Raw genomic sequence first — 13,838 nt, forward strand, 5'->3', positions numbered from 1 at the left:
GGTGGCCCGCGACATCGCCGCCGCCGGCGGCACCGCCGTGGCCGTGGAATGCGACGTCGGCCGCGAGGCCGGCGTGCGCGAGGCCGCGCAGCGGGTGCGCCGGGCGCTGGGCGACTGCGGCGTGCTGGTCAACAACGCCGGGATGCTCAAGGCCGGCGCGCTGGACAGCGTGAGCGTGGAGGACTGGAACGCGGTGCTGGCCGTGAACCTCACCGGCGCGCTGCTGTGCGCCCGCGCCTTCCAGCCGCAGCTGCTGGCCGCGGGGCAGGGCAGCATCGTCAACGTCGCCTCCATCGCCGCGCTGCACCCGCAGACGCGCAGCGGCGCCTACAGCCCGAGCAAGGCCGGCGTGCTGCTGCTGTCGCGCCAGCTCGCGGCGGAGTGGGGCCCGCTGGGCCTGCGCAGCAACGCCCTCTGTCCCGGCATGATCCGCACCCCGCTGTCGGCCAAGTTCTACGAGGAGCCGGGTTTCGAGGCCAGGCGCGCCGCCGTCACCGCCAGCCGCCGCGTGGGCGAGCCCATCGACATCGCCAACGCCGCGCTGTTCCTCGCCAGCGTGCGCAGCGCCTACCTCAACGGTGCCGAGCTGGTCGTGGACGGCGGCATGGACACCATGTTGATGGACCTCGTGCCGCGCCCCGGCTTCAACGCCACCACCGCCTGATCCCGTCCCGGCGCCGCCGCGCGGGCCGGTTTCTTCCCGACTTTCGTCTATCTCCTCAACCAGGAGGGCTGCCGCATGGGCGCCACCAATCCATCCCGTACCTCGCACTGCGACCTGCTCGTCATCGGCTCCGGGGCCGGCGGCCTGTCCACCGCCGTCACGGCGAAAAAACTCGGCCTCGACGTGGTCGTGGTCGAGAAGGACACCGTCTTCGGCGGCACCACCGCCTTCTCCGGCGGCGTGCTGTGGATTCCCGGCAACCCGCACAAGGCCGCAGGCGTGCGCGACAGCCGCGAGGCCGCGCGCGAGTACCTGCGCCACGAGACCGGCGCCTTCTTCGACGCGGCGGCCGTGGACGCCTTCCTGGACCGGGGGCCGGAGATGGTCGAGTTCTTCGAGCGCGAGACGGCCGTGAAATTCGTGCCCACGCTCTACCCCGACTACCACCCCACCGTGCCGGGCGGCGTGGACGTGGGCCGCTCCATCCTGGCCGCGCCCTACGACATCCGCGGCCTGGGCGCCGACATGGCGCGGCTGCGCCCGCCGCTGCGGACCATCACCTTCATCGGGATGATGTTCAACAGCTCCAACGCCGACCTGAAGCACTTCTTCAACGCCACGAAGTCGCTGGCGTCCTTCGTCTACGTGGTGCGGCGCCTGGCCAAGCACCTGAAGGAGCTGGCGCTGTACCGGCGCGGCGTCAACGTCACCAGCGGCAACGCGCTGGCGGCGCGGCTGGCGAAAAGCGCGCTGGACCTGGGTATTCCCATCCACACCGGCACGCCGGCGCGCGAGCTGCTGCTCGAAGGCGGCCGCGTGGTGGGGGCGCGCGTGTTGGGCCCGGACGGCGAGATGGAGGTCCGCGCCCGCCGCGGCGTGGTACTGGCCAGCGGCGGTTTCTCGCATGACGTGGAGCGGATCCGGACGGCCTATGCGCACCTGCGCCGCGGCGGCGAGCATCTCTCGCCCGTGCCCCAGGGCAACACCGGCGACGGCGCACGCATGGCGGAGCAGGCGGGCGGCACGGTGCCCATCCGCTACCCGCAGCCGGCGGCGTGGATGCCGGTGTCCAAGGTGCCGCTGGGCCAGGGCCGCGTGGGCGTGTTCCCGCACCTGCTGGACCGCTACAAGCCCGGGATCATCGGCGTCACGCGCCAGGGCCAGCGCTTCTGCAACGAGTCCGAGAGCTACCACGACGTGGGCGCGGCAATGGTCGAGGCTTGCCGGAACGAGCGCGAGACCGCGATGTGGCTGGTGTGCGACCACGCCACGCTGCGCAAGTACGGCCTGGGCTACGTGAAGCCCGCGCCCATGCCCCTGGGGCGTTTCCTGCGCAACGGCTACCTGGTGAAGGGCCGCAGCCTGGCGGAGCTGGCGCAGCGCGCCGGCATCGACGCCGCGGGGCTGGAGCGCACGGTGCGCGAATACAACCAGGGCGCCGCGCGCGGCGTGGACGCGCAGTTCGGCCGCGGCAGTACTGCCTTCAACCGCTACCTGGCGGACCCGGCGCGGCAGCCCAACCCCTGCGTGGCGCCGGTGGGCGAGGGGCCGTACTACGCGCTCAAGGTGGTGATGGGCGACCTGGGCACCTTCGACGGCATCCGCACCGACGTGGCGGGCCGGGTGCTGGACGGGCAGGGCGGCGCCATCGAGGGCCTGTATGCCGTGGGCAACGACCGCGCCAGCGTCATGGGCGGCAACTACCCGGGCGCCGGCATCACGCTGGGGCCGATCATGACCTTCGGCTACCTCACGGCGCGGCACATCGCCGGCGTCGAGGCTTCGCTGGTGCAGCCGCCGGCCCCGGCGCCGCGGGACGCGAAGGAGCTGCGCCATGCCGCCTGATCTCGCGCGCTTCCCGCTCGTGGACCACCGCGTCTACACCATCGCGCTGCGGCGCATGAACGAGTTCATCGAGGTCTTCGACCGGCTGGCGATGCCGGTGCTGATGGAAACGCTGGGCCACCCCGTCGGCTTCCACGTCAGCCAGGTGGGCCCGCTGAACCAGTTCGTGCACCTGTGGGCCTACGAGAGCCTGGCCGAGTACGAGCGCCGCAGCGCGCTGCGCGACCGCCACCCGGACTTCCCGGCCTACCTGCAGGCCTCGGAGCATCTGATCGTGGCGCAGGAGAACCGGCTCATCCGCCGGGTGGAGTTGCCCAGCCTGCGCCAGCAGGGCTGAAGCGGCGACGACGAACGAAAGACATCACACCAAAGGAGACAAGCCATGAAGACGATCCAACACACCCTCTCGCGCCGCCGCCTCGTGCAGGCCGCCGCGCTGTGCACCCTGAGCGCCCTGGGCGCGACCGCACCGGTCCTGGCGCAGACCGCCTGGCCTTCCAAACCGATCCGGCTGGTGGTGGGCTTCCCGCCCGGCGGCACCACGGACGTGATGGCGCGGGTGGTGGCGGCCCCGCTGCAGAAGGCGCTGGGCCAGCCCGTGATCGTGGACAACAAGCCCGGCGCCAGCGGCAACCTGGCGGTGAGCGAGGTGGGCAAGGCGCCGGCCGACGGCTACACGCTGATGGTGGCGCCGATCTCGGTGCAGACGGCCAACCCGCACCTGTTCAAGCCGGCGCTGAATCCGGAACGCGACCTGCAGCCCGTGGCCAGCCTCGGCTACGCGCAGCTGTACCTGGTGGCGCGCAAGGACCTGCCGGTGAAGAACGTGGCCGAGCTGGTGCAGCTGGCCAAGGCCCAGCCCGGCAAGCTGAGCTACGGCTCCGGCGGCCCGGGCACGCAGATGCACCTGGTGGCCGAGCTGTTCAAGCAGCAGGCCGGCGTGGACGCCGTGCACGTGCCCTACCGCGGCGCGGCGCCGGCGCTGCAGGACCTGCTGGCCGGGCAGATCGACTACTACTTCGACCCCGCCACCGGCTTCAGCCACCTGCGCGAGGGCCGGGCGAAGCTGCTGGCGGTGAGCGGCACGCGGCGCTCGCCCTTCTTCCCGGACGCGCCCACGCTGGCCGAGGCGGGCGTCAAGGGCGTGGAGCTGGGCAACTGGTTCGGGGTGTTCGCACCCGCGGCCACGCCGGCGGAGGTGGTGGCGCGGCTGGGCCAGGAGATCGCCCGCGCGGTGGCACAGCCGGAGGTGAAGCAGCGCTTCGCGGAGCTGGGGGCGGAACCGGTGGCGCAGGGCGGCGCGGCTTTCCGCAAGACGATTGCCGACGAGGGGCGGCTGCTGTCGGCGCTGATCCGGGACCGGCGCATCGCCATCGACTAAAGGATGCGGCCGCAACCGGTGGCTTGCCCGGCTTGCGCTCTTACTTCTTGACCTCGACGTGTCCGCCGAACTTGAAGCGCAGCGCCGAGAGCATCTTCTCGGCGTAGGTGTGGTCCTGGCGCGAGCGGAAGCGCGTGTAGAGCGCGGCGGTGAGCACCTCGGCGGGCACGGCCTCCTCGATGGCGGTCTCCACCGTCCAGCGGCCCTCGCCGGAGTCCTGCACCACGCCGGAGAAGTTGGACAGGCTCTCGTTCTCGGCCAGCGCGTCGGCGGCCAGGTCCAGCAACCAGCTCGACACCACGCTGCCGCGGCGCCAGAGCTCGGCGATGTCGGCCACCGGCAGCTCGTAGCGGCGCTCGGCGGGCACCTGCGGCTTGCTGGCGCTGCGCATGATGTCGAAGCCTTCCGCCATGGCCTGCATCATTCCGTACTCGATGCCGTTGTGGATCATCTTGACGAAGTGCCCCGCGCCGGCCGGGCCGCAGTGCAGCCAGCCGCGCTCGGCGGTGCCCGTCTCGGACGATCCGGTGCGCGCGGGCGTGCGCTCGATGCCGCCCACGCCCGGGGCCAGGGTCTCGAAGATCGGCGCCAGGCGCTGCACCACCTCGGCCTCGCCGCCGATCATCAGGCAGTAGCCGCGCTCCAGGCCCCAGACGCCGCCGCTGGTGCCGACGTCCAGGTAGTGCAGGCCCTTGGCGCGCAGTTCGGCGGCGCGGCGCACGTCGTCGTGGAAATGGGTGTTGCCGCCGTCGATGATCACGTCGCCCGGCGACAGCCGCCCGGCCAGCGCGGCGATGGTCTCCTCGGTGACGCGCCCGTGCGGCAGCATCACCCATACCGCGCGCGGCGCCCGCAGCTGCGCCACCAGCGCGTCCAGGTCCGCCGCGGGCACGGCGCCGTCGCCGGCCAGCTTCTCCACGGTGCCGGCATCGGTATCGAACACCACGCACTCGTGCCCGGCGCGCATCAGCCGCCGCACGAGGTTGCCGCCCATGCGGCCCAATCCCACCATCCCGAGTTGCATCACGGTCATCCTGCTTGCGCCGTCCCGTGTGGACAGCGCTGTCCAAAATGACCGGCAGTGTACCGGGTGGTTACATCTGGACTTGGCGTCAGGGTGAAAGCCGCGGCTGGGCCGGCAGGGCCGCGCCCTGTGGCGCGGCCCGCGCCCGGTACTCGCCGGGCTGCATGCCGAGCCACTTGCGGAACGCGCGGTGGAAGGCGCTGGCGTCCTCGTAGCCCAGCCGCGCGGCGATGGCCTCCACGCTCAGCCGCGTGCCGGTGAGCAGGTGGATGGCGGCGTCGCGGCGCAGCGCGTCCTTCAGGCCCTGGTAGCTCGCGCCCTCGGCCGCCAGGCGCCGGCGCAGCGTGTTGGCGCTCTGGTGCAGCTCGGCCGCCACCGTCTCCAGCCGCGGCCACTCGGCGCCGGCCTCGACGCAGGGTTTCAGCCGGCGGCGCACGCGCGCGGCCGTCCCTTCCTCGTTGCGGTATTTCAGGAACACCGAGCGCGGGGCGGCGGCCAGGAAGAGTTTCAAGCCGCGCTCGTCCTGCACCACCGGGGCGCCCAGCAGCGCGGCGTCGAAGGCCACCGCCGTGTCTGGCGCGTCGAACTCCAGCTGCGGCGAGTACATCAGCGCGTACTCGCGCGCGTGCGCCGGGCGCGGGTAGGCGAAGCGCGCCCAGCGCAGCGGGATGCGCCGCCCGGCCAGCCAGCACATCAGGCCGTGCACCAGCACCAGGAAAGTCTCGACGGCGAAGCGCCGCGTGTCCTCGTCCTGGATGCGATGGCTCACGACGATCCGCGCCTCGCCGCCGCACACCGACAGCTCGGCGCCGATGTCGTCGAGCAGGCACCCGAAGCCGCGCAGCACCCGGCGCAGCGCCTGCCCCAGGTCCGCCGCCGGCAGCAGCGAGCGGCACAGCAACTTGAAGCTGCCGGGCTTCATGCGGCGCGTGTCCAGCCCGAAGAACTCGTCGTCCATCTCCGCCGCCACCGCCAGCCACAGCGCGGCGAAGGCGTCGGCCGTGACGCGCGACTGCGGCCCGCGCAGCAGCTCGGCCGGGATGCCCACCGCCTGCAGCACGCGCGCGCGCGCCGCGCCGTCCAGCCGCGCCACGGCGGCCAGCACGAAGGCGATGGAAACGGTGTCCTTTTCTTCCAGGGAAACGGGGGCGGGATGCATGGTCTCAGACGGCTCGCCACTGCGGGTGCACGTTCATCGTGCGGCGGGCGGCTGGAAGTCTAAGGCTTGAAACTGGCAAAAACTGCCAACACGGTTGATGGCTCGCACCATCGCGCAAGCGCGCTCGTGGGCCTATCGTCGCGGGCTACAAGAGCCTTGCCTGGAGACGCGCCATGACCGATCTGTCCGCCGAATTCAAGTCGCTTGCCGAGTACCGCCCGGTGCACCGGCTGCGCTTCGTCACCGCCGCCGCGCTCTTCGACGGGCATGACGCGTCGATCAACATCATGCGGCGCATCCTCATGGGCATGGGCGCGGAGGTGATCCACCTCGGCCACAACCGCTCGGTGGACGAGGTCGTGACCGCCGCGCTGCAGGAGGACGCGCACGGCATCGCCGTGAGCTCCTACCAGGGCGGGCACGTGGAGTTCTTCAAGTACATGGTGGAGCTGCTGCGCGCGCGCGGCGGGGAGCAGATCCAGGTCTTCGGCGGCGGCGGCGGCGTGATCGTGCCGGCCGAGATCCGCGAGCTGCAGGACGCCGGCGTGGCGCGCATCTTCAGCCCCGAGGACGGCCAGCGCATGGGGCTGCAGGGAATGATCGGCGAGATGCTGATGCGCTGCGACCGCGACCTGACCCAGGGCGCGCCCACCGAGGTGTCGGCGCTGCAGGGCCACGGCGATGCCGCCTGGCGCGCGCTGTCGCGGCTGATCACCGCGCTGGAGAACGGCGCCGCGGACGCGGGCCTGGTGAAGGCGCTGCACGAGGGCGCGGCCCAGCTGCGCGTGCCGGTGCTGGGCATCACCGGCACCGGCGGCGCGGGCAAGAGCAGCCTCACCGACGAGCTCATCCGCCGGCTGCGCCTGGACCAGGACGACAGCCTGCGCATCGCCGTCGTCTCCATCGACCCCTCGCGGCGCAAGAGCGGCGGCGCGCTGCTGGGCGACCGCATCCGCATGAACGCCATCGGGCCGTGGCAGCAGGGTTCTCGCGTCTTCATGCGCAGCCTCGCCACGCGACAGGCCGGCAGCGAGATCAGCGCCGCGCTGCCCGACGTCATCGCCGCCTGCAAGTGCGCCGGCTTCGACCTGGTGATCGTCGAGACCTCGGGCATCGGCCAGGGCGACGCCGCCATCGTGCCGATGGTGGACGTGCCGATGTACGTGATGACGCCCGAGTTCGGTGCGGCCAGCCAGCTGGAGAAGATCGACATGCTCGACTTCGCCGAGTTCGTGGCCATCAACAAGTTCGACCGCAAGGGCGCGCAGGACGCACTGCGCGACGTGGCCAAGCAGGTGCAGCGCAACCGCCAAGCCTTCGGCAAGCGGCCTGAAGAAATGCCGGTGTACGGCACCATGGCCAGCCGCTTCAACGACGATGGCGTCACGGCGCTGTACCAGGGACTCAAGGCCCGCCTCTCTGAGCTAGGTCTGCAGCTCGGCGATGGCCGGCTGCCGCGCGTGGACACGCGCCACAGCACCCAGCAGGTGCCCATCGTGCCGGGCACGCGCATGCGCTACCTGGCCGACATCGCCGAGGCAGTGCGCAGCTACAAGCGCCACGCGCTGCAGCAGGCTCACATCGCGCGCGAGGCCCAGCAGCTGAGCTCGTCGCTGCGCATGCTGGCCACCGAGTGCGCGGATGTGGACGCTGGCGTCGTTGACGCATCGCTGCAGCGGCTGCTGCAGGATCGCGAGTCGCGCATGGGCCGCCAGGCCCGCAAGCTCCTGGCGCAGTGGCCCGACTTGCAGCGCGCCTACGCCGGCGACGAGTACGTGGTGAAGATCCGCGACAAGGAAATCCGGACCCAACTCACGCACACGTCGCTGTCGGGCAGCAAGATCCGCAAGGTGGCGCTGCCGCGCTACGAGGACCATGGCGAGCAGCTCAAGTGGCTGATGCTGGAGAACGTGCCCGGCAGCTTCCCCTACACCGCGGGCACCTTCGCCTTCAAGCGCGAGGGGGAGGATCCGACGCGCATGTTCGCCGGCGAGGGCGATGCCTTCCGCACCAACCGCCGCTTCAAGCTGGTCTCCGAGGGCATGCCCGCCAAGCGCCTGTCCACGGCTTTCGACTCGGTCACGCTGTACGGCAACGACCCGGATCTTCGTCCCGACATCTACGGCAAGGTGGGCAACTCCGGTGTCTCGATCGCGACGCTGGAGGACATGAAGGTGCTGTACTCGGGCTTCGACCTGTGCAACCCGAGCACCTCGGTGTCGATGACCATCAACGGCCCGGCGCCGACGATCCTGGCCATGTTCATGAACACGGCCATCGACCAGCAGATCGACAAGTTCGCGGCGGACAACGGCCGCGACGCGACCGACGACGAGCTCCGGAAAATCCGTGAATGGGCACTGGCCAACGTGCGCGGCACGGTGCAGGCCGACATCCTCAAGGAGGACCAGGGGCAGAACACCTGCATCTTCTCCACCGAGTTCAGCCTCAAGGTCATGGGCGACATCGCCTCGTACTTCGTGCACCACCAGGTGCGCAACTTCTACTCGGTATCGATCTCGGGCTACCACATCGCCGAGGCCGGCGCGAACCCCATCAGCCAGCTCGCCTTCACGCTGTCCAACGGCTTCACCTTCGTGGAAGCGTACCTGGCGCGCGGCATGCACATCGACGACTTCGCACCCAACCTGAGCTTCTTCTTCAGCAACGGCATGGACCCGGAGTACACCGTGCTGGGCCGCGTGGCGCGGCGCATCTGGGCCGTGGCCATGCGCGACCGCTACGGCGCCAACGAACGCAGCCAGAAGCTCAAGTACCACGTGCAGACCAGCGGGCGCAGCCTGCACGCGCAGGAGATCGCGTTCAACGACATCCGCACCACGCTGCAGGCGCTGATCGCGATCTACGACAACTGCAACTCGCTGCACACCAACGCCTACGACGAGGCCATCACCACGCCCACCGAGGAGAGCGTGCGCCGCGCGATGGCGATCCAGCTCATCATCAACCGCGAGTGGGGCCTGGCGAAGTGCGAGAACCCCAACCAGGGCGCCTTCGTGATCGAGGAGTTGACGGAGCTGGTGGAGGAGGCGGTGCTGGCCGAATTCGAGCGCATCTCCGAGCGCGGCGGCGTGCTGGGGGCGATGGAGACGGGCTACCAGCGCAGCAAGATCCAGGAAGAAAGCATGCACTACGAGATGCTCAAGCACACGGGCGAGCATCCGATCATCGGCGTCAACACCTTCCGCAATCCGCACGGCGACCCGGTGCCGGACCACATCGAGCTGGCCCGCTCCACCGAGGAGGAGAAGCAGTCGCAGCTCAGCCGCCTGGCCGACTTCCACGCCCGCCACGCGGCCGAGGCGCCGGCGATGCTCCAGCGGCTGCAGGAGGCGGTGATTGCCGGCGGCAACGTGTTCGACGTGCTGATGGACGCGGTGCGCGTGTGCTCGCTGGGCCAGATCACGCACGCGCTGTTCGAGGTCGGCGGGCAGTACCGCCGCAGCATGTAATCTGCGGGTTTTTACCGAGTGAACGGAAGGGTAGGCATGAAGATCGAGCGCATCGGCGTCATTGGCGCGGGCACCATGGGCAACGGCATCGCGCAGGTGTGCGCCGTGGCCGGGCTGCAGGTGGTGATGGTGGACATCTCGGACGAGGCGGTGCAGCGCGGCGTGAAGACGCTCGCCGGCAGCCTGGATCGCCTGGTCAAGAAGGAAAAGCTCACGGCCGCGCAGAAGGATGAAGCCCTGGCCCGCGTGCAGGGCGGCACCGACTACGCCGCGCTCAAGGACGCGCAGATCGTCATCGAGGCCGCCACCGAGAACCCCGAGCTGAAGCTGCGCATCCTGCGCCAGGTCGAGGGCATCGTCGGACCCGAGGCCGTGATCGCCTCGAACACGTCCTCCATCTCCATCACGCAGCTCGCCGCGGTGCTGGACAAGCCCGAGCGCTGCATCGGCATGCACTTCTTCAACCCGGTGCCGCTGATGGGGCTGCTGGAGCTGATCCGCGGCCTGCAGACCTCCGACGAGACGCACGCGCTGGCGGTGGAGTTCGCGAAGGCCGTGGGCAAGACGCCGGTGACGGTGAAGAACAGCCCCGGTTTCGTGGTCAACCGCATCCTGTGCCCGATGATCAACGAGGCCATCTTCGTGCTGCAGGAGGGACTGGCCACGGCCGAGGACATCGACGCGGGCATGAAGCTGGGCTGCAACCATCCCATCGGCCCGCTGGCGCTGGCGGACCTGATCGGGCTGGACACCATGCTCAGCATCATGGAGGTGTTCCACGAGGGCTTCGGCGACCCGAAGTACCGCCCCGCGCCGCTGCTGCGCGAGATGGTCCAGGCCGGCCGCCTGGGCCGCAAGACGGGGCGCGGGTTCTACAACTACGGTTGATGCCCCGTGGCGGGCCCGGGCCGTCGAGGCTTCGCGGGCCCGCCTACATGCTGTAGCTCACGAACGACTTTTTTGCCACGCCATCGCCCGTCCCAAGGTGGACGCGGTGGGGGCAAGGCGGCTTCAATCCCGGCGTGCAGGGCGCGAGAACGCGCCGCAACGGGAGAACGAAGCCATGAGGACCTTCCTGATCCTGACGCTGGCCTCCATCGGTGCCGCGGCCGTGGTGTCGGCCGCCGACGACGCCCGGGCCACCTACGAGCGCGAGCGCGCCGCCTGCCTTAGCGGGCGCTCGGCCCAGGACCGCACGACCTGCCTGCGCGAGGCCGCCGCGGCCTACCAGGAGGCGCGCCGCCCGCGCGGCGGTCCCGCGCTGCCCGAGGACCGTTACGCGGACAACGCGCTGCTGCGCTGCCAGCCCCTGTCGCCCGCCGACCGCGCCGAGTGCGAGCGCCGCATGCGCAGCGGCACCAGCAGCGGCAGCGTCACCGGCGGCGGCATCCTGCGCGAGCTGCGCACGGTGGAGGAGGCGCCGGCCTCGCCCCGCGACGCGGAGCACCAGCCCACGCCCCCGGCACCGTCGGCCGCCTCGGCGCCGCAATAGGCATGGGGCCTGCCGCCCCGGCGCGGCCCCCGGTTCGTAACAGGGCACACCAGGGCGCTGCCGTGCTTTTCCCGGGTATCCGCCTGGGCATGTTGCCCGCTGGGCACTGATGTTGTTACAGGGCGGCTGTGCCCATCGCCTAGGCTGGATGCCCATTCGAGGACGGGAATCCATGTTTCTTTCTCTTCGCGGCTGGCTGCCGTCCTGGCCTTTCGCGGCCTCGCGGCGTGCCCGGGCCGAGCTCAACCGCCAGGTGACCGATCTGCAGGCGCTGCACGAGCTCAGCAGCCGGCTGCTGGAGGTACGCACGTTGCCACAGCAACTGGGCCTGATCCTGCAGACGCTGTGCCGGCTGCACGGCAGCTCCAAGGGACTGGTGTCGCTGTACGAGCCGCCCTCGCAGCGGCTGGTGACCGCCGCCAGCGAGGGCTTCGGCTCGCAGGCGCTGCGGCAGTTCAGCGAGGTGCGCGTGGGCGACGGCGCCTGCGGGCTGGCGGTGCGGCTGGGGCGGCGCGTGGTGGTGCGCGACACAGAAACCGACGAGGGCTACGCGAGCTGGCGCGCGCTTGCGCGCGAGGAAGGTTTCCGGGCCGTGCACAGCACGCCGCTGATCGCGCTGGACGGGCAGGTATTGGGCGTGATCTCGGTGCACCTGCCCCAGCCCGGCGAGCCCGACGAGCCGCTGCGGCGGCTGGCCGACATCTGTGCGCGCAAGGCCGCGGTGCATGCCGAGCGCGAGCGCTCGCGGCGCCTGGCGCAGCGAGCCGACGAGCGGCTGGCGGGGGTGCTGGCGTCCTCGCCGCTGCCCTTCGGCATCCTGGAGCCCGTGCGTTCGGCTTCGGGCGTGGTGGCGGACCTGCGCTGGGCCTATGCCAACGCCGCGGCGGCCGGGCTGTTCGGGCACCCGCTGCCGGCGCAGACGCCGCTGCGTGCGACGCTGCGCGGCGACGACACGGCGCTGGAGCAGCTCCTGGCCGTGGCCATGCACGGCCTTGGGCGCGAGTTCGAATGGCAGCCGGCGGGCACGGCCGCGGGCTGCTTCTACGTCATCGCCTCGCCGGTGCCCGATGGGGTGGCGGTGTGGTTCACCGACGTCACGCAGCGCAAGCGCCAGGAGCAGGCGCTGCGCGAGTCGGACCGGCGCAAGGACGAGTTCCTGGCCACGCTGGCGCACGAGTTGCGCAACCCGCTGGCGCCGATCCGGCAGGCGGCGATGGTGTCGCGGGCGCCCAACGCCACCGAGGCGCAGCGGCGCTGGAGCCAGGAGGTGATCGACCGCCAGGTGGGCCACATGGCGCTGCTGCTGGACGACCTGCTGGACATGTCGCGCGTCACCCGCGGCAAGCTGGCGCTGCGCAAGGGCCCTACCGAACTGCGCGCGGTGCTGGACGCCGCCATCGAGGCCGCGCGCCCGCTGCTCGATGCCAAGCACCACCGGCTGGAGGTGCTGGCGCCGGAGGCACCGCTGCGCTTCGAGGCCGACCCGCTGAGGCTGGCGCAGATCCTCTCCAATCTGCTCACCAACGCCGCCAAGTACACCGACCCGGGCGGCTACATCCGGCTGCGCGCCACGGTGGAGGAGGGTGAAGTCGTGATGTCGGTGGCGGACAACGGCATCGGCATCGCGCCGGCGGTGCTGCCCACCGTGTTCGGCATGTTCTCGCAGGTGGCGGCGCACGATGAGCGCAGCGCCGGCGGGCTGGGCATCGGCCTGGCGCTGTCCCGTGGCCTGGCGGAGCTGCATGGCGGGCGCATCACGGCGCGCAGCGACGGGCTCGGACAAGGCAGCGAGTTCACGCTGCGCTTGCCCTGCGGACGGCTGCGGCCGGAGCCGCGTATCGAGGCGCCGCCGCCGCCGCGCGTGGCCGGTGGGCTGCGCGTGCTGGTGGCCGACGACAACGCCGACGCCCGCGAGAGCCTGACGGCGCTGCTGGCGCTGCACGGCTTCGAGGTGATCAGTGCCGCCGACGGCGACGAGGCGCTGCGCCTGCTGCAGGAACGGCGCCCAGACGTGGCGCTGCTGGACATCGGCATGCCCGGGCGCAACGGCTACGAGGTGGCGCGCGCGGTGCGCGAGCAGCGGCCCGGGGGTGTGTGCCCGCTGCTGGTGGCCGTCACCGGCTGGGGCCAGGACCAGGACCGCTCGCGCTCGCGCGACGCCGGCTTCGACGGGCACCTGACCAAGCCGGTGGACCTGCAGGCGCTGATGGGCCTGCTGCAGCAGGCCGAGGCCGCCGGCGCCCCGGGCAAGAGACTGCGGCTGATCCGCACGGCGTAGCCGCCCGGGCCGCTGGACGCCGAACGCCTCAGCCGCCTCCGCAGCGGCAGGCGCCGCCGCCACAGCCCGCGGCCACCGGCTGCGCCAGAGCCGCCATCGCCTGCACACGCTGCTTGACTTCGGCATAGAGCTCTTCGAACTGCGCGGCGTCGAAGTCGGCGTGGTACTGCTTCTTCACACCCTCGCTGCCCAGTTGCAGGTGCACCGTGGGCTGCACGTCGCGCTGCGCCAGGCAGGCGCGGGCGCAGGCCAGCGCGCAGCCGTCGATGGCCAGGATGGGCCGCCCGCTCGCGGCGGCCTCGCGCGCGCGCCGCACCAGGCTCGGCACGTTGCCGCCCACGCCGGCGATGCAGGACATTTGCGCCAGCCCTTCGCGGTCCAGCCGCAGCGCGAGGTCATTGGCGAATTGCGCGGCGCTGGAGCAGCCCGAGCAGCTGTAGACCAGGGGTAATGAATCCGGCGGGGTGGCGGCGAGGGGCATGGGTCGGATGCGGCCTGGACGGTGTTGAAAAAACCCATCGT

11 protein-coding genes are annotated in these 13,838 nt (G+C 71.3%); 8 read left to right on the forward strand and 3 right to left on the reverse strand.

Features of this window, described 5'->3' with window-relative positions:
- From Q0741_RS04170 to Q0741_RS04185, 4 genes are all read left to right on the forward strand, one after another.
- Nucleotides 1-664 (forward strand): SDR family NAD(P)-dependent oxidoreductase (locus Q0741_RS04170; protein WP_298231934.1); only part of this gene is annotated, 664 nt, incomplete at its 5' end.
- Between the two features lie 75 nt (nt 665-739).
- Nucleotides 740-2,509, forward strand: a complete 1,770-nt coding sequence (locus tag Q0741_RS04175; RefSeq protein ID WP_298231935.1) for an FAD-dependent oxidoreductase — start codon at nt 740-742, stop codon at nt 2,507-2,509.
- On the forward strand, nt 2,499-2,846 hold the full coding sequence (locus tag Q0741_RS04180) for an NIPSNAP family protein (protein WP_298231936.1): 348 nt from the start codon (nt 2,499-2,501) through the stop codon (nt 2,844-2,846). The genes Q0741_RS04175 and Q0741_RS04180 overlap by 11 nt, the downstream gene beginning before the upstream one ends.
- Before the next feature lie 45 nt (nt 2,847-2,891).
- Nucleotides 2,892-3,890: a tripartite tricarboxylate transporter substrate binding protein gene (locus tag Q0741_RS04185; protein ID WP_298231937.1), complete on the forward strand. Its 999-nt coding sequence runs from the start codon at nt 2,892-2,894 to the stop codon at nt 3,888-3,890.
- A 40-nt stretch (nt 3,891-3,930) separates the two neighbouring features.
- Here Q0741_RS04185 and gnd read toward each other — a convergent pair whose 3' ends face one another.
- Together gnd and Q0741_RS04195 are read right to left on the reverse strand one after the other, a co-directional pair.
- A complete protein-coding gene (gene gnd, locus Q0741_RS04190) occupies nt 3,931-4,914 on the reverse strand; it encodes a phosphogluconate dehydrogenase (NAD(+)-dependent, decarboxylating) (RefSeq protein ID WP_298231938.1) in 984 nt (327 codons plus the stop codon).
- A gap of 88 nt (nt 4,915-5,002) precedes the next feature.
- Nucleotides 5,003-6,073, reverse strand: coding sequence for an AraC family transcriptional regulator (locus Q0741_RS04195; protein ID WP_298231939.1), 1,071 nt, complete (start codon nt 6,071-6,073; stop codon nt 5,003-5,005).
- A 173-nt stretch (nt 6,074-6,246) separates the two neighbouring features.
- On the opposite strand from Q0741_RS04195, the gene icmF reads away from it, so the two are divergent.
- The 4 genes from icmF (at nt 6,247) to Q0741_RS04215 (ending at nt 13,316) form a co-directional block, all read left to right on the forward strand.
- A complete protein-coding gene (gene icmF / locus Q0741_RS04200) occupies nt 6,247-9,546 on the forward strand; it encodes a fused isobutyryl-CoA mutase/GTPase IcmF (RefSeq protein WP_298231940.1) in 3,300 nt (1,099 codons plus the stop codon).
- Between the two features lie 36 nt (nt 9,547-9,582).
- Complete coding sequence (locus Q0741_RS04205) at nt 9,583-10,434, forward strand: 3-hydroxybutyryl-CoA dehydrogenase (RefSeq protein WP_298231941.1); 852 nt, start codon at nt 9,583-9,585, stop codon at nt 10,432-10,434.
- 175 nt (nt 10,435-10,609) lie between these two features.
- The gene (locus Q0741_RS04210; RefSeq protein WP_298231942.1) at nt 10,610-11,038 is read left to right on the forward strand and encodes a hypothetical protein; all 429 of its coding nucleotides are present in this window, start codon (nt 10,610-10,612) and stop codon (nt 11,036-11,038) included.
- 172 nt (nt 11,039-11,210) lie between these two features.
- Nucleotides 11,211-13,316: an ATP-binding protein gene (locus Q0741_RS04215; RefSeq protein ID WP_298231943.1), complete on the forward strand. Its 2,106-nt coding sequence runs from the start codon at nt 11,211-11,213 to the stop codon at nt 13,314-13,316.
- A 28-nt stretch (nt 13,317-13,344) separates the two neighbouring features.
- Here Q0741_RS04215 and Q0741_RS04220 read toward each other — a convergent pair whose 3' ends face one another.
- A complete protein-coding gene (locus tag Q0741_RS04220) occupies nt 13,345-13,797 on the reverse strand; it encodes a putative zinc-binding protein (protein ID WP_298231944.1) in 453 nt (150 codons plus the stop codon).
- Nucleotides 13,798-13,838: the final 41 nt, after the last annotated feature.

Origin of the sequence: uncultured Azohydromonas sp. (assembly GCF_937926365.1) — a bacterium.
GTDB lineage: Bacteria > Pseudomonadota > Gammaproteobacteria > Burkholderiales > Burkholderiaceae_C > Azohydromonas.